This is a genomic window from Alteromonas sp. CH_MED4-4 (assembly GCF_037029575.1).
In the GTDB taxonomy this organism is placed as follows: Bacteria; Pseudomonadota; Gammaproteobacteria; order Enterobacterales; family Alteromonadaceae; genus Alteromonas; species Alteromonas macleodii.
This window is the reverse complement of the sequence record NZ_JAYMEU010000034.1, coordinates 37,997-53,643: the sequence shown is the minus strand read 5'-3', so window position 1 is coordinate 53,643 and position 15,647 is coordinate 37,997. Positions and strand designations below refer to the sequence as shown.

Genomic DNA, 15,647 nt, shown 5'->3' with positions numbered 1-15,647 from the left:
AGACTGATATCGGATTTTGAAGTCTTAAAACGATCGGTCAACCGATCAGGAAAATATTCTTAACTGATCGGCATTAGCCTTAGTGCCGGCTTTTTGTTGTTCGTTTCTCTCAATATATTTCGTTCAGGGTTTATGACGCTATTGCAGCCTTTTCTTGCCCCCCTTTCTTGTTAGATTCTTCTTACATCCTGTCAGCGTTAATTCATCGACATTGGTCGTAATGTGCTTTAGCAAAACCAATTCTGTTTTACAGTGGTATAAGCAACGAACAAGCTAAAAACGAAACGTACCGTTTACTATCATCAACTATAGGAAGGTGAATCGTGACGCCAAAGGTTATTTTCTTCGATATTAATGAAACACTACTAGACATGCAGGCCATAAAAACAGGCTTAGCGTCGGTGCTAAACGGCGATGAGACACTGGTAGACTTATGGTTTGCTAACCTATTGCATCACAGTTTAGTGGATGTTGCGTCTGGACAGTTTCACGATTTCATTGATATTGGAGCCGCAGCGCTTACCATGGTAGCTCACAGTAAGGATATCTCTGTTGATGAGGCTACCGCAAAAGATACCATCAAACAGCATATTACCCGATTGCCAGCGCACGACGATGTTGTTCCTACATTAAAGGCGCTTCAAAGTGCTGGTGTAACCTTGGTCGCGCTTTCAAACTCGTCTAAAGCCGGACTAGACGCACAGCTTGAGTTTGCCAATATTAAGCCCTATTTTTCCCATGTATTAAGTGTGGAAAGTGTACGTACCTACAAACCACATGCTGCGGTTTATCACTGGGCCTGTCAGCAGGCTAACGTAAAGAACGAAGATGCCATGATGGTGGCGGCTCATGGTTGGGATGTAAGTGGTGCTAAGGCGACAGGTATGCAAACCGTATTCGTAGAGCGCTCGGGAAAAATGGTGTACCCGTTAGGGCTTGCTCCCGATCACAGCATTGCTTCGCTTACTGCGCTTATCGAAATGATAAGTTTGTAACGGGTTCTGTGTGAGGGCACAACGACCTCGCTGTGCCTGACCGCTACAAATCTAGCGTAGTTGCAAAATAAATAGGCGCAAACAAAAAAGTCTTACCGAAGTAAGACTTTTTTCAAATCGAAATACGAAACAATTAAACTTTTGCTAGCTCGGGCTGGTTTGGCTTAAAACCTTGTGTGCTGCAAGAATTGCGTTTCGTTTCTAGTGCGCTTAATTGACGCTTAAGCCATGACTTCTGAATACCTGACTTAGCTGCGTCCATTTCAGTGCTTACGCGAGTGATTTCTTTTCCGACGTTCACGCATGCTTTCTTATTCGGTTCAAAGCCGCCATTAGCCAAAACAGAAGAAGAAAACATTAAAGCTGATACTGCTATAAGCGTTTGCTGTTTCATAAGAGTCCCCAACTACTCGTTATAATCCCGGGTTAGTGTCATACCGTAAGAATGAGCATATATTTGCTCTCAAATCTGTAAGGAATATAGCAGGCCTTTTATTCTAGTTAGGTACTACAAAACATACGCAGTAATAAAACTTTGCCTACCTTGTTCTTGCTAACGCACATAAGCCATTGTCTTTTATATTATTATGTCGACAATGATTTACCTTACCATTCCACTTACGTATCGATTTTTATATTTTTACGCACTAAATAGTGAGCCTATCCATAGTATCGGCTACAGCAACAGCATTCTGCAGCAGCATTACTCACTATTAAGCGTTGCTATTAAAACACCTTAGCTTTTCTGGAACAAGAAAAGTTATAACAATCCTTTTACAGGTTTTAGGACAGAAATTGCATTCTGTAAGTATTTACTCACTATACTTACAAGCGACTACCTGCCGAGAGCTTTTCTACGGTTTGCATAACACTTCTGCCCATATCATCTAGGCTTATTACGCGCTTAGCGGCGCCCTTTTCTATGGCTACTTTGGGCATACCAAAAACTATACAACTAGCTTCGTCCTGACAAAATGTTTCGCAGCCCGCGTTAAACATTTCGTGAAGGCCGCTTGCGCCGTCGCTACCCATGCCCGTAAGTAAAACGCCTAACGCATTGCTACCAGCACTTTTACAGATAGAATTAAATAACACATCCACCGAGGGCTTGTGACCCGATACGCGCGCGCCATCGGTCAATCTAATCCGGTAATCAGCCCCGCTTCTTTCAATTTCCATGTGTTTATCGCCAGGTGCAAGGTAGGCTTGGCCTGGTAGTAAACGTTCTCCGCCTTTCGCTTCTTTGACCTGCATTTGGCACACGGCATCTAGTCGTTTAGCGTAAGTCGAAGTAAACCCTGCTGGCATGTGTTGTGTGATCACGGTGGCAGGAGCGTTCGCCGGAAAGGTGCGTAACACCTCTTTTATGGCTTCTGTCCCACCGGTCGAGGCACCAATTGCAATGATTTTCTCAGTACCCGAATAATTGACTTTGCTCACGGTAGACACTTTCGAAGGCGCTGATTTTTTCACTTTAGAGCGCGCAGCTGTACGTATTTTCTCAACAATCAACTGGTGATAGTCTGCCATGCCTTGCGCCACACCTATTTTGGGCTTTGCAACAAAGTCGATAGCTCCTAACTCCAAGGACCTCAGCGTGGCATCAGCGCCTTTTTCAGTTAGCGTAGAAATCATGACTACGGGCGTTGGCCTCGCATTCATCAGCACTTCTAGAAAGCGTAATCCGTCCACTTTAGGCATTTCTATATCAAGTGTAATAACATCTGGCGACTTTTCTAGAACCAGCTTTTTTGCCACGAAAGCATCGGGAGCAGCACCCACTAATGCCATGTCTGGCTCACTTTTTATAATTTCACTTAGAATTTGCCGGATCAGTGCCGAGTCATCTACCACCAAAACTTTTATCGTCATTGTTAGTCCTCGAAGATATCTACGCTACCGGTAGGTGCACGTCTTGACAGTTCCCACCGATGCTGACTTTCTCTTTCAATAATAGTGGCGTTATTAAGCTCGTGAATTCGTTTCATAAAGACATTGCCGTTGCTTGGAAAAAAGTAAACCTTGCGCGCGTAAACATCACATAAGTCACTGGCCAACATCGGTATGCCTTCCGTGCTTAAAAAGTCTGTTACGAATTCTGCGTTGAACTTCCCAACATCGTGCTGCACGAAGGACGGCACCACTTTTCCACCACCAAACACTTTTGCTTTTATTCGGGCTTTATTGGCACCGGCTTTCACTAAGTCGTTGATAAGAATTTCCATGGCATGCACGCCGTATTTGGCAGCCATACCTTGTGTTTTTTCGAACTCACTGGCAGTTTTATTTACTGTAGGCAACATAAAGTGATTCATGCCGCCAATGCCCGTTTCAGGGTCGTATAAACATGCCGCCACACACGAGCCCAATACCGTTACCAACATTTTATCTTGTGTTGTTACGAAGTATTGTCCAGGTAATAGCTTTACTGCGTCGATAGAAAAACGTTTGTCGTAATAGCTAATAGGTACTTCGAAATTACAAGATTCCACACGTGCTCCTAATGAACCGGGCGATATATAGTTTTACCTACCGGTCTCACAAGATTAGTACACATATTGAAGTTTTCAGAATGCCCTGCCATATAAAGTCCTGCAGGCTTTAACATACCCACCATTCTTTGTAACACGTTTAATTGCGTGGGCTTGTCGAAGTAAATCATTACGTTTCGACAAAAAATGATATCGAGCGGACCTTTTACATCCCACTTTGCATCGGTAAGATTGAGTTTTTTGAACTGCACCATATGTCTTAACTCATCCACTACTTTCACTTTTCCCTCGTTTGCACCTTTACCTTTATGGAAGAATTGTTTTTGTCTTTGGACGGGTATTTTCGCGATCGATGCTAAAGGATAAATACCCGCTTTGGCTTTTTGCAGTACCTTACTGTCTATGTCTGATGCAATGATTTTCACAGGCGTTTTGAAGCTTCCAAACGCCTCTGCGACGACCATGGCAATAGAGTAAGGCTCTTCTCCGGTGGAGCTGGCAGCACACCAGATAGTGGTTACTTCTGGATGTTGTTTTAAGTGCTCAGCCAGTGCAGTGAAGTGGTGTGGCTCGCGAAAAAACGACGTAAGATTGGTCGTCAATGCATTGATGAACTGCTCTAGCTCAGGTTCAGACTTATCAACTACGCCTAGATAATCGTTAAAGCTTGTGAGCTGAAGGGCTCTGATACGCCGAGCCAATCTGCTGTATACCATCGCTTCTTTAGCGTCTGACAACTTTATACCTGCTTTTTTGAAAAGCATGTTTTGCACTTTGTGGAAGTCCGCCTTTTCAAAGGCGAACTCCCGAGTGCTATCACGCGATGAAAGAACCGTTGTCATTAGAACGACTCCCACTCGGCTTCATCAGGCAGTGCGGGTTTCAATGCTTGTGCTTGAGGCGCGTTGTTAATCACTGAGGCTACGCGTGGCTGCTTGAAGTCGGTGTGAGAGAGCGCAGCGATGTGCTTTTGCTCCATTGACAAGCCCTTTCCAACTTCAAATACCGATACCCGTTCATTAAGTTGCAACGACTGCTGCTTCAAACTGTCCGCGGCGGCGGCAGCCTCTTCTACCAGTGCTGCATTTTGTTGGGTCATTTCATCCATTTGAATGACCGCTTTGCTCACCTCTTCAATGCCCGCCGCTTGCTCGGCAGACGCAGCGGCAATTTCAGACATAATGTCGTTTACGCGCTTAATGGAAGTTACTACCTCAGCCATGGTGTCACCCGATTTCACAACCAGCTCGTTACCGCTGGCTATTTTAGTAACAGAGTCGGAAATCAGTTCTTTGATGTCTTTAGCAGCTTCGGCTGAGCGCTGAGCTAAGTTTCTTACTTCTGAAGCAACTACCGCAAAGCCTCGCCCCTGTTCGCCCGCGCGAGCAGCTTCAACGGCTGCGTTTAAAGCAAGAATATTAGTTTGAAAAGCGATGCCGTCTATAACGCCAATAATGTCAGAGATCTCTTGTGCCGAGTCGTTGATTTGGGTCATGGTTTTCACCACTTCACCTATAACCTGCCCCCCTTCTGAAGCAATTTTACTCGCCTGTGCCGCTAAGCCATTCGCTTGCTCTGCATTTTCTGCGTTGAGTTTTACGGTTCCCGTTAGCTCTTCCATACTCGATGCAGTTTCTTCCAGGCTGGATGCCTGTTGCTCGGTGCGGCTTGATAAGTCAGCATTGCCCGTTGCAATCTCACCCGACGCCACATTAATGGTTTCTACTGCTTCGTTAATACTTGTGATGGTGCCTCGCATTTCGTTGATGAACTGATTAATGGCCTCGCCCAACACAGCAAAGTCACCGTCTAAAGCATGTTCAATGTTGACCGTTAAGTCGCCCTCAGTCAGCTTGGTCATTACGTGTTTAATTTCATCAACAGCTTGGGTTCTACCCGTAATATCGGTAGCAAACTTAACTACACGGAAAGGCTTACCGTTGTGGTCTAAAATAGGGTTATACGTGGCTTGAATAAATATCTCTTTGCCGTTTTTACCCAATCGACGATATTCACCTGAAGAAAAAGTGCCGCTGCGTAGCGCATCCCAAAACGCCGCGTATTCTGGGCTTGCTCGGTGAGCAGGGTCGACGAACATGCTGTGATGCTTACCTTTGATTTCATCTAAGGTGTAGCCCACCGTAGTTAGAAAGTTTTCATTGGCGTGCTGAATAATGCCATCCATATTGAACTCTATGACGGCCTGAGACTTTCCTATTGCAGCTAACTGCCCTTCAAAGTAGGCATTTTTCACTTTCTGTTCGGTGATATTACTGGCGTACTTCACCACTTTAACCACATTCCCACTCATGTCTAAAATAGGATTGTAGGTCGCTTGAATCCAAATATCTGAGCCGTCTTTCGCAATTCTGTGAAATTCACCCGAGTAAAATTGGCCTTCTGCCAGTTTTTTCCAAAACGATTGGTACTGTTCAGATTCTCGCTCTTGTTTAGTGACAAAAATGCGGTGGTGTTTGCCCTCAATTTCATCTAGGGAATAGCCAACCGTTGCCAGAAAGTTATCGTTGGCGACGAGAATATTGCCCTTTGTATCAAACTCGATCACCGCTTGTGATTTACTTATTGCGTCTATTTGCCCTGTGTTAAACGCGTTTTGTAGCTTCTGTTCAGTCACATCAGAGGCATATTTCACCACTTTTATTGGCTGGCCGAACTCGTCAAAAATAGGGTTATAAGACGCTTGGATCCAAAGCTCACTGCCATCTTTTTTTACCCGTTTGAATTCGCCTGACTTAAACTCACCTTTCTTTAAGTCACGCCAGAACGCTGCATACTCAGGGCTCATTTTATAGTTGGGTTCAACAAACATACTATGATGCTGACCTTTGATTTCGTTCAGCTCATATCCCGTTGTTGCGCAGAAGTTTGCGTTGGCGTTTTGAATAACGCCTTCAAGGTCGAACTCAATCACAGCAAGGGACTTGTCAATGGCATTTATTTGGCCTTCGTAGTCTGCATTTTTGCGTTTTTGCTCCGTTACATCGGTAGCAAATTTTACTACCCGAACAATATTTCCGAGCTTGTCATAGATAGGGTTGTAAGAGGCTTGAATCCATACTTTGTCGCCGTTTTTCGCTACGCGGCAATATTCACCGCTGCTGTGCTCACCGTTTCGCAGCGATTCCCAGAATGATTTATATTCTTCAGACACGCCGTAGTCTGGCAATACAAAAAGGCGATGATGCTTACCAACAATGTCTTCTTTCGAATAGCCTGTAACCTTCAAAAAGTTTTCATTGGCGTCTTCTACTATTCCCTCCGGCGTAAAGGAAATAATGGCTTGGCAACGATCTAACCCTGCCAGTAAACCTGTTTTATATTGCAGCTCCTGATCATTAAGCCATTCCACCATAGTGCCGAGCTTGTCGCCTTCAACACTTTTAATGGTAGATAACTTAAGGGTAAAGAGTAAGTCGCCCACAGGCAGTAAAAAGGTATCGCTGCTATCACAGCTTTTGTAACGCAAATTCAGGTCGCTATTGTTGGCGAAAAACGCTGCCATAGTAGAGCCCGTCAGGCCTTGAAAATTAATACCTGGTAAAACACGCTCGAACTGCGTTTGGTGCTCGTTGGCTAAAGCATAAAATGCTTTGTTGGCGAAGGTGATCGTTCCCTCGGCATCGACCAACATCAAACATGCGGTACTTTCGCTTAGCGCTTGCTCTTGAAACCGTGAAAGACTTTGTGCCGCTACTAACTCTTCATTATGAAATATATTAAATACGCCCATTATTCCATCCACCTGATTTGCGACGCTCTGTTCTAAAAGCGTCAAACTAAATGCCGTGTAATAAAAAAGGCGAATTCCTTTTCAAGAATTCGCCTTCGCTTTTTTAGAACGACTCCCAATCGTCACTGCTTGGTACTTTTGGAGCCAGTTTCTTTTGCGTTTTAATTGCTGTAACCGGTGCAACGTGTTTATTCTTGTTTACTGATGCAACCTTTATTGTTTTTTCTTCACTGACCATCGCTTTATCACCAATGTTAAATGCTGATACGCGTTCAGATAAACTTCCCGCTTGCTGCTGCAAACTTTCTGCGGCAGCCGCAGCCTCTTCCACCAGCGCTGCATTTTGTTGCGTCATTTCATCCATTTGCACAACGGCTTTACTTACCTCTTCAATTCCAGAAGCTTGCTCAGAACTTGCCGCTGCAATTTCCGACATAATGTCGTTAACTCGCTTAATGGAAGTCACCACTTCTTCCATGGTGTCGCCTGACTGATTGACGAGTTTGTTACCGCCATCAATCTTGCTTACCGAGTCTGATATAAGCTCTTTGATTTCTTTTGCTGCTTCGGCAGAACGCTGAGCCAGGCTTCGTACCTCTGACGCAACTACCGCAAAGCCACGGCCCTGCTCACCTGCTCGTGCAGCTTCTACGGCAGCGTTTAATGCCAGAATATTAGTTTGGAATGCGATGCCGTCGATTACGCCGATGATGTCTGAAATTTCCTGCGCAGACTCGTTGATAGACGACATGGTGTCCACAACCTGACGGATTAGCTCACCGCCCCGCGACGCGATTTCACAGCTCTGAGACGCTAAGCTATTGGCTTGTTCCGCATTTTCAGCGTTGAGCTTGACGGTACCGGTAAGCTCTTCCATGCTCGACGCCGTTTCTTCAAGACTAGACGCCTGCTGTTCGGTACGACTTGATAGGTCTGAATTCCCCGTGGCAATTTCAGACGAGGCCGTATTGATTGTCTCTACTGCTTGGTAAATTGAACCGATAGTGCCAGACATTTCACTAACGAATTGATTGATAGCATCGCCTAGTACTTGGAATTCACCCTCGAACTGTTCATCAAGCTCTGCCGTTAAATCACCGCCAGATAAGCGGGTCATCACATCACTGATAGAACCGATAATGCGACGCATATCGTCGATAAAGCGGTTGATTGACGTGCCAAGCTCTTTAAATTCACCCTCGAACTCATGCTCAATGCGGCAATCTAAATTACCCTGAACCAATTCATTCATGGCGGTTTTGATATCGCTAATGGCCTGTTTTCTACCAGTAATATCAATGGCATATTTCACCACACGGTGAGGTCTACCGTTTTGATCCAAAATAGGGTTATAAGACGCTTGGATCCAAACTTCTTTCCCACCTTTGCCCACGCGCTTAAATTCATCAGTGAACTGCACGCCTTGGCGCAACTGTTCCCAAAACTGACTGTACTCAACACTGCGCTTATACTCATCTTCCACAAACATACTGTGATGCTTGCCTTTAATTTCATCTAGGCTGTAGCCAACCGTGTTTGTGAAATTCTCGTTGGCGTTTAAAATTTTGCCCTCAAGGTCAAATTCAATAACGGCCTGCGCTTTGTTTATTGCGTCTATTTGTCCTTCGAAATAGGCATTGCGTAACTTAGATGCAGTGATGTCGGTGGCGAATTTCACAACGCGAATAACTTTACCTTCGCCATCGAAAACCGGGTTGTAGGTGGCTTGGATCCAAATCTCTTTCCCCATTTTGTCGAATCGACAAAACTCGCCGTTTTGTGACTTGCCCTCTTTGAGGTCGCGCCAAAATTGGGCGTACTCTTCTGAGCGAATGTATTGTGCGTCACAAAACATTTTGTGATGGTTGCCAACAATTTCATTGAGGCTGTAGCCAAGCGCATTAAGAAAATTGTCGTTCGCGTTTTGGATAACACCATCGGCGTTAAATTCGATAACAGCCTGGGCATTATTCAACACATTAAGCATTGTGCTTTTAATGAGTAATTCTGACTGATCAACCCATTCAACCATGGTGCCTATATTGTTATTCTCTTGGTCAAAAAACGGCGTAAGGGTGAGTTTGAAGTTCAAGTCGCCAATGCTAATCGTAGAGGTCATTGTCGATTTCAATTCAGCAAGGATATTGCGCTGATGCGAAGGATTGCGATGAAACTGGTCGATGTTTTGACCTTCCAAGTTGTCAGCAGAAAAACTGGGGAGTACAGCCTGAAGTTTCTTCTCATTTTCTTTGAGCAGCGACTTTACAGACTGATTAGCATAGATAATATTTCTGTCTGCATCGGCCATCATGATGCAACAGGTTGTAGCATCAAGTGCCTGTTTATTTCTCAATGCTTGGTTAACGTCCGTTGCTTTTGTGAAGTCTTCTAACCACGTCATAATTCCCATTTTCTCAGCCCTCAACCACTTGTGCTTTTGTTTCAACTAAACCCAATTCGTTACTTGTAATTAAGCTTTCAATATTGACTAAAATAACCATGTGCTCATCGACATCGGCCAGTCCGTGAAGGTACTTGCTATCGAACGCCACACCGAACTCTGGTGGCGGCAGCATGTCTTCTTCGGAAAGGCGAATGACGTCAGATACGCCGTCTACCACAATGCCAACGATCCGCTCGTGAACGTTAAGCATAATGACGATAGTAAAATCGTTATAAGTGGCTTCACCTACGTTGAACTTAATGCGTAAGTCGACGATAGGTACAATGTCGCCACGAAGGTTTATCACGCCTTTAATGAAGTTTGGCGCATTGGCAATTTTGGTAACCTGTTCGTAACCACGAATTTCCTTCACGGTTGTGATATCAAGGGCATAGTGCTCCTCGCCCAAGACAAAACTTAAGAATTCGTTCTCTTTCGATGCGCTAACGGCTTGTTGTAAGGCTGCTTCGCTCATAGTGAAACCTCTTCATTTGGAACATTTGTACAGTTAGTAGCCACCGAGTCTGCATCCAAAATCATGGCTACCTTGCCATCCCCCATAATGGTTGCACCTGCGATCCCTGCTACTTTTTTGTAATGTTGCTCAAGGCTCTTAATTACGACTTGTTGTTGACCCACAAGCGAATCCACCAGCACGCCATAGCGCTTCTTACTGCTTTCTAGTAGCACGACGATGCCTTTGGTTGGCTCAGTGATGCCGTCGTCTACCTGCATAAGTTGAGTAAGTGACACCAGCGGCCAGTACTGGTCTCTAATCCACAGTACTTTGTCATTGCCAAGGGTTTTCACTTGAGATGATGTGGGTTGAAATGATTCGATAACGTTAAGTAGTGGGATAACGAAAATTTGATCGCCAACCGATACACACATGCCGTCTACGATAGCGAGCGTGAGTGGTAAGTGGATATAAAACGCAGAGCCTTCACCCTGCGATGATTCAATTTCAATGCGCCCGCCAATAGACTCGATGTTTCTGCGAACCACATCCATGCCGACACCTCTGCCCGACACATCAGTAACTTCTGCAGCAGTCGAAAAGCCCGCTTGAAAGATAAGCTGCCAAATTTCACTGTCGGGCATATCTGGCGTAACCGTGAGGCCGTTTTGTGTGGCTTTCTCTACAATGCGTGCTTTGTTTAAACCGGCTCCATCGTCGATAATACCAATGATGATACTGCTACCTTTCTGCTCTGCACTTAAGATAACTGTGCCGTTTTCGGCTTTGCCAGCTTCAAGGCGTTTTTCAGGACTTTCTATACCGTGATCGATACTGTTCCTCACTAAATGCGTAAGCGGGTCGACCAGTTTTTCGATAAGGCTCTTATCTATTTCGGTGTTACCACCTTGAATCACCAAATCCACTTTTTTGCCTAGCTTCGAAGACAAATCACGTACCACACGAGGGAAGCGGTTAAACGTCATATTTACCGGCAACATGCGCATAGACATGACTGATTCTTGAATTTCACGGGTATTGCGCTGCAACTCGTCTATAGCAAGCTGTAGGCGCTCTCCGACTTGCCCTTCAACTTCCTGCCCCACGTTTGAAAGCATGGATTGAGTAATCACGAGTTCGCCGACCAGATTAACCATCGCATCGATTTTTGTGGTATCGACACGAATTGATGCTGCCTCTTTCGTCGCTGCTTTTGGCTTGGTTTTAACGGGCTTCACAATAGGTTGTTTTGGTGTAACTTGTTGCGAAGAAGTTTCAGTAGCGTCTGTTTTTACAGGAAGGGTGTCGGGTTCGAAAAAGCCAAAGCCCTCATCAGCTATGCCGACCTTGGTATTCGCTTCACCTTTAGCCTGCGTCTCTTCTGATGCTGCTTCATCTTCGAAAAGTCCGAAGCCTTCAATGTCATCTGAGATATTTTGACTTTGAGAACTTTCTAAATTGGTTTCTTGAGATCCAGTCTCGTCTTCATCAAAGAATCCAAATCCATCAATCTCGTTGTCTGTATTAGCTTCACCTTGAGCAGTTTGATCACATGTTTCTTCTGCGTTTTGTGGCATTTGTCCTGACGCACTTGCGAGGGTATCTTCAAGGACTTTTATACTTGCATCAATTTGTTCTTGGGGAAGATCTGTTTGTTCTTTATATGCCGATAAGGTGTCTTTCAATACATCAAGGGTTTGCAAAAATATGTCGACGATGTCTGCCGTAACCTGAATTTCCTGGTTTCGGGCTTTGTCGAGCAAATTCTCCATTACGTGAGTCAGATTCATTAGTGCATCGAACCCGAAAATCCCACTGCCGCCTTTGATAGAGTGCGCCGCTCTAAAGATACTGTTCAGCTCTTCGGGGTCGGGCGCATCCACATCCAAGGTCATGAGCAACTGCTCCATATCTTGGAGATGCTCATCACTCTCGTCAAAAAACACACCGTGAAATTGGTTTACATCAATGGTCATGACTGACTCCCATTTACCGTATTCAAACCGACTCTCTTAACCTAGAACGCGCTTCATCACATCAAGTAGCTTATTGGGGTCGAAAGGTTTCACCATCCATCCGGTTGCTCCCGCGGCTTTGCCTTTTGCTTTCATGTCATCACCGGCTTCAGTGGTCAGCATGACAATTGGCGTCGACTTGAAGTTCGCTAAACCTCTGAGCGATTTGATAAGCGTTAATCCGTCCATGCGAGGCATGTTTTGATCGGTAAGCACGAAGTCGAAACGCGCGCCTTGGCATTTGTCCAACGCATCTTGGCCGTCTTGTGCAGTAGTAACGTTGTAGTTCGCTGACTTAAGGGTCATTTCTACCATCTGGCGGATGGACACAGAGTCGTCCACAATCAGTATGCTTTTACTCATAACTCAATCACCTATAAAAATGTCAGGGTTAATCACACATCGTTGTGTAACTATTTATTTTTGCTGTTAAAAAAGTTCTACGTCACCTGCGTCCATTGACGTTGACGAAACAGGGTTGTGATCTGCTTGCCCTTTTTCCGTCAACGAAATCTGGTAGTTAGCTAGGTTGTCTTTCACTTTTGTCGCAGACTCAGGGCTTAGTTCTGAAAGCTGCAACACAATGAAATCAATAACCTCGCGGGTGTAGGTTAGGTTTTGACCGTTAATATCGCCAAATTGTAAGCCGCGAATAGCGGCAGCAGTTGAGTCTGCAAGTTGTTGGCGAATAGCTTCAAGCTCACTTGCGCCCTCTATGTCGGCTTCGGCTTTTTTGATAATGCCTTTTAGCTGCTCGCTAATGGCGTCTTTCGCATTGACCACGTGAGAAATGTCCTGAGAAGCAACCACTTCTGCAGTTTCCGTTAGTTTATCGATGAGCGATTTGATGTTTTCTATTTGCGTTTTTATAACGTCGCTAAACTGTGTAGAACGGGTAGATAGCGCACGGACCTCATCGGCAACAACAGCAAAACCGCGTCCTGCTTCACCAGCACGCGCTGCTTCAATGGCAGCGTTTAGCGCCAAAAGATTGGTCTGAGAAGAAATATCATCAATACCACTTAACGCCTCAATGACAGTAGGCATGGCCTGCTGAATGGTTTGTACTTGGGTTTCTAACGCCCTTGTAGACTCGGTCATTTCAGTTGTTGAGGCGATGAATTGCGTTAGTGTGATGTCAGTATCAGAAGCAAATGTCCGCATTTTATCGGCATAGGCACAGTCGCTGTCGTCATCATCTGTCAGCAGATTATTGATGCTAGTTTCTTGTTGGCCTAGAAGGGTTTGTAGCGAAATAAACGAGTCGCTTAATGTGGCAACCGCGTCATTTTGTGTTGAGAATATGTCGGCCAGGTTTGATGAGGTGATCGTCAGTATGCTGCTTGCTTCAGATACAGCAACACCCATAGCGTCATTGGCTAACGAGTTTGTGTTTGAATATGAAAAATCTTGTGATGGCGTGCTTGTGCTATTGGCTGCAGAGTCCTGATTACCCTTTGTCACTTTGAGAAGTACGAAAAGCAAAAATAAAACGCAAACAGAGCTGATAGCAAGCCCCAAGTGCGCTATCGAGGTGAAAGCCAGACTCCAACTCGCCAACATCATAAGAAACGCAATAATGAACGCGTTGCTCTTATTAGAGAAAAAGTTATCCAGATAATTTGCTGCAATAGCGACCACAATCCCACCTCAATTGTTACTACCGCGTTAACGGATGTACGAAACACAATCAAATTATGGTCAAGTTTCCAGCTTCAACAATTATACTTTTGAATATTTTTGTTAACTTATTACTTTGGTGACATTTGCGACACCCGATCATCAGCATTGCGCTAGACTAAAAAACTTCAATAGTTCAGCACTGTGGGCATTGCATTAAGATTAAAGGCGCGAGCCCGCGCCCAATGCTTCTAGCGTATCTAGAATTGCATCTGAGATATCTTCTAACGGCTTGATAAAACTAGCGGCTTTCATTTCTACAGCCACTTTAGGCATACCGTAAACAACGCAGGTTTTTTCATCCTGACAAAACGTAACAGAGCCTTTCGTGTGCATACTCTTAAGCCCTTTTGCTCCATCCCGTCCCATGCCTGTAAGCAGCACACCCACCGCGTTTGCGCCAGCATGCTCAGCCAGCGAGTCAAACATCACATCAACAGAGGGCTTGTGTCCCGATACCTTGGGGCCATCATCAAGGGTTAAACGATAGTCAGCGCCGCTACGCTCTACTTTTAAATGTTTATTACCTGGTGCCAAGTATGCAAATCCAGGCAATAAACGCTCCCCTCCGTGCGCTTCTCTCACGGTTATTTCACAAAGGCTATCGAGCCGCTTGGCGTAGGTGGTTGTGAACCCTGGAGGCATGTGTTGGGAAATAATGGTGGCCGGTGCATTGCGGGGAAAATGCATGATAACGTCTTTTATTGCTTCGGTTCCCCCAGTTGATGCGCCTATACCAATTAACTTTTCGGTTCCTGTGTAGCGCATAGAAGCATGTTTTGTGCAGCGTGTTTGCGTTGGTTGGCCTAACCTCGAATGCGCTGCTGCTTTTATCTTTTCAACAATAACCGCCGCGTATTCAGCCATACCTTGCGCTACGCTGAGCTTTGGCTTTGCCATAAAATCCACAGCGCCTAGTTCGAGCGCACGCAGTGTTGCGTCGGCACCTCTTTCAGTCAGCGTAGATATCATCACAACAGGGGTTGGCATCGCCTTCATCATTACTTCTAGAAAACGTAGCCCGTCTACCTTCGGCATCTCAATGTCCAGAGTAATAACGTCTGGCCTGAACTCTTGCACCATTCGCTTCGCCACATAAGCATCCGGCGCCGCACCCACAAGCGTTAAACCTGGATCACGGGTTACTATTTCTGAAAGAATTTGGCGGATTAACGCAGAGTCATCAACTACGAGGACTTTTATAGGCATGTGACTGTTCCGAAAATGAAATTACACCCGTCTTAGCTTGTTCAGAAAGTAGAACCCGGTGGGTAGATTCGCGCTCGTAGAGGGTAGCATTGTTAAACTCGCGAATACGCTTCATATAAACATTACCGTCGGCAGGAAAGTAATAAATTTTGCGAGCATAAGTAGACATTAAATCACTACTTATTAACGGTATGTTCGCGTCATCCAAATACTCCAAGACAAATTCAGCGTTTACTCGTCCAATGTCTTGCTGCACAAACCCAGGAAGCACCTTTCCTCCCCCGAATGCTTTAGCCATCAACTTATTTCGCCGTGCGCCAAGGTGCACAAGCTGATCAATTAACATGTTCATGGCGTGTACACCGTACTTTGTGGCTAGGCAAGTGTCGAGATTGGTGGTGAAGTTGAGGTCCGGCAACATAAAGTGATTCATACCGCCAATCTTCTTTTCTTGATCGAAAATACACGCTGCTACGCAAGAACCAAGAATGGTTACCAGCGCTTTGTCTGAAGCAGTGGCATAATACTGACCCGGCAAAAGTTTAACGGCTTCTTTTTGAAGGCGGTTATCAAAGTATCGAATGGGGTTTTCGTCCTGACTCATA

At 45.2% G+C, this 15,647-nt stretch carries 13 protein-coding genes; 1 reads left to right on the top strand and 12 read right to left on the bottom strand.

Annotated elements, in window-relative coordinates:
* Window positions 1–323: 323 nt before the first annotated feature.
* Window positions 324–995, top strand: a complete 672-nt coding sequence (locus WA381_RS18315) for a haloacid dehalogenase type II (protein WP_156085804.1) — start codon at window positions 324–326, stop codon at window positions 993–995.
* 133 nt (window positions 996–1,128) lie between these two features.
* Here the strand turns inward: WA381_RS18315 and WA381_RS18310 are convergent, their stop codons facing one another.
* From WA381_RS18310 to cheD (WA381_RS18255), 12 genes are all read right to left on the bottom strand, one after another.
* Window positions 1,129–1,389 (bottom strand): hypothetical protein, encoded by a 261-nt coding sequence (locus WA381_RS18310; protein ID WP_014947949.1) that lies wholly within the window; start codon window positions 1,387–1,389, stop codon window positions 1,129–1,131.
* Between the two features lie 431 nt (window positions 1,390–1,820).
* A complete protein-coding gene (locus tag WA381_RS18305) occupies window positions 1,821–2,867 on the bottom strand; it encodes a protein-glutamate methylesterase/protein-glutamine glutaminase (protein ID WP_014947948.1) in 1,047 nt (348 codons plus the stop codon).
* 2 nt (window positions 2,868–2,869) lie between these two features.
* A complete protein-coding gene (gene cheD, locus WA381_RS18300) occupies window positions 2,870–3,487 on the bottom strand; it encodes a chemoreceptor glutamine deamidase CheD (protein ID WP_156085803.1) in 618 nt (205 codons plus the stop codon).
* Between the two features lie 8 nt (window positions 3,488–3,495).
* Window positions 3,496–4,329 (bottom strand): CheR family methyltransferase, encoded by an 834-nt coding sequence (locus WA381_RS18295; protein ID WP_014947946.1) that lies wholly within the window; start codon window positions 4,327–4,329, stop codon window positions 3,496–3,498.
* Window positions 4,329–7,238 carry a methyl-accepting chemotaxis protein gene (locus WA381_RS18290; protein WP_156087307.1) on the bottom strand — a complete coding sequence of 970 codons (2,910 nt, stop codon included), beginning with the start codon at window positions 7,236–7,238 and terminating at the stop codon, window positions 4,329–4,331. The genes WA381_RS18295 and WA381_RS18290 overlap by 1 nt, the downstream gene beginning before the upstream one ends.
* 103 nt (window positions 7,239–7,341) lie before the next feature.
* Window positions 7,342–9,648, bottom strand: a complete 2,307-nt coding sequence (locus WA381_RS18285; protein WP_156085802.1) for a methyl-accepting chemotaxis protein — start codon at window positions 9,646–9,648, stop codon at window positions 7,342–7,344.
* A 4-nt stretch (window positions 9,649–9,652) separates the two neighbouring features.
* Complete coding sequence (locus WA381_RS18280; RefSeq protein ID WP_014947943.1) at window positions 9,653–10,156, bottom strand: chemotaxis protein CheW; 504 nt, start codon at window positions 10,154–10,156, stop codon at window positions 9,653–9,655.
* Window positions 10,153–12,114, bottom strand: coding sequence for a chemotaxis protein CheA (locus WA381_RS18275; RefSeq protein ID WP_156085801.1), 1,962 nt, complete (start codon window positions 12,112–12,114; stop codon window positions 10,153–10,155). The genes WA381_RS18280 and WA381_RS18275 overlap by 4 nt, the downstream gene beginning before the upstream one ends.
* Before the next feature lie 36 nt (window positions 12,115–12,150).
* Complete coding sequence (locus WA381_RS18270; protein ID WP_014947941.1) at window positions 12,151–12,516, bottom strand: response regulator; 366 nt, start codon at window positions 12,514–12,516, stop codon at window positions 12,151–12,153.
* A gap of 66 nt (window positions 12,517–12,582) precedes the next feature.
* On the bottom strand, window positions 12,583–13,794 hold the full coding sequence (locus WA381_RS18265; RefSeq protein WP_156085800.1) for a methyl-accepting chemotaxis protein: 1,212 nt from the start codon (window positions 13,792–13,794) through the stop codon (window positions 12,583–12,585).
* Between the two features lie 201 nt (window positions 13,795–13,995).
* Window positions 13,996–15,042, bottom strand: coding sequence for a protein-glutamate methylesterase/protein-glutamine glutaminase (locus WA381_RS18260; RefSeq protein WP_156085799.1), 1,047 nt, complete (start codon window positions 15,040–15,042; stop codon window positions 13,996–13,998).
* Window positions 15,017–15,646 (bottom strand): chemoreceptor glutamine deamidase CheD, encoded by a 630-nt coding sequence (gene cheD / locus WA381_RS18255; RefSeq protein ID WP_156085798.1) that lies wholly within the window; start codon window positions 15,644–15,646, stop codon window positions 15,017–15,019. Before cheD (WA381_RS18255) ends, WA381_RS18260 begins: the two co-directional genes overlap by 26 nt.
* Window position 15,647 lies beyond the last annotated feature (1 nt).

What these genes read in the sequence shown, in the direction of transcription:
- WA381_RS18310 (WP_014947949.1), bottom strand. Translation starts at nt 1,389, where the DNA reads ATGAAACAGCAAACGCTTATAGCAGTATCAGCTTTAATGTTTTCTTCT.
- WA381_RS18305 (WP_014947948.1), bottom strand. Translation starts at nt 2,867, where the DNA reads ATGACGATAAAAGTTTTGGTGGTAGATGACTCGGCACTGATCCGGCAA.
- WA381_RS18295 (WP_014947946.1), bottom strand. Translation starts at nt 4,329, where the DNA reads ATGACAACGGTTCTTTCATCGCGTGATAGCACTCGGGAGTTCGCCTTT.
- WA381_RS18290 (WP_156087307.1), bottom strand. Translation starts at nt 7,238, where the DNA reads ATGGGCGTATTTAATATATTTCATAATGAAGAGTTAGTAGCGGCACAA.
- WA381_RS18285 (WP_156085802.1), bottom strand. Translation starts at nt 9,648, where the DNA reads ATGGGAATTATGACGTGGTTAGAAGACTTCACAAAAGCAACGGACGTT.
- WA381_RS18280 (WP_014947943.1), bottom strand. Translation starts at nt 10,156, where the DNA reads ATGAGCGAAGCAGCCTTACAACAAGCCGTTAGCGCATCGAAAGAGAAC.
- WA381_RS18275 (WP_156085801.1), bottom strand. Translation starts at nt 12,114, where the DNA reads ATGACCATTGATGTAAACCAATTTCACGGTGTGTTTTTTGACGAGAGT.
- WA381_RS18270 (WP_014947941.1), bottom strand. Translation starts at nt 12,516, where the DNA reads ATGAGTAAAAGCATACTGATTGTGGACGACTCTGTGTCCATCCGCCAG.
- WA381_RS18260 (WP_156085799.1), bottom strand. Translation starts at nt 15,042, where the DNA reads ATGCCTATAAAAGTCCTCGTAGTTGATGACTCTGCGTTAATCCGCCAA.
- cheD (WP_156085798.1), bottom strand. Translation starts at nt 15,646, where the DNA reads ATGAGTCAGGACGAAAACCCCATTCGATACTTTGATAACCGCCTTCAA.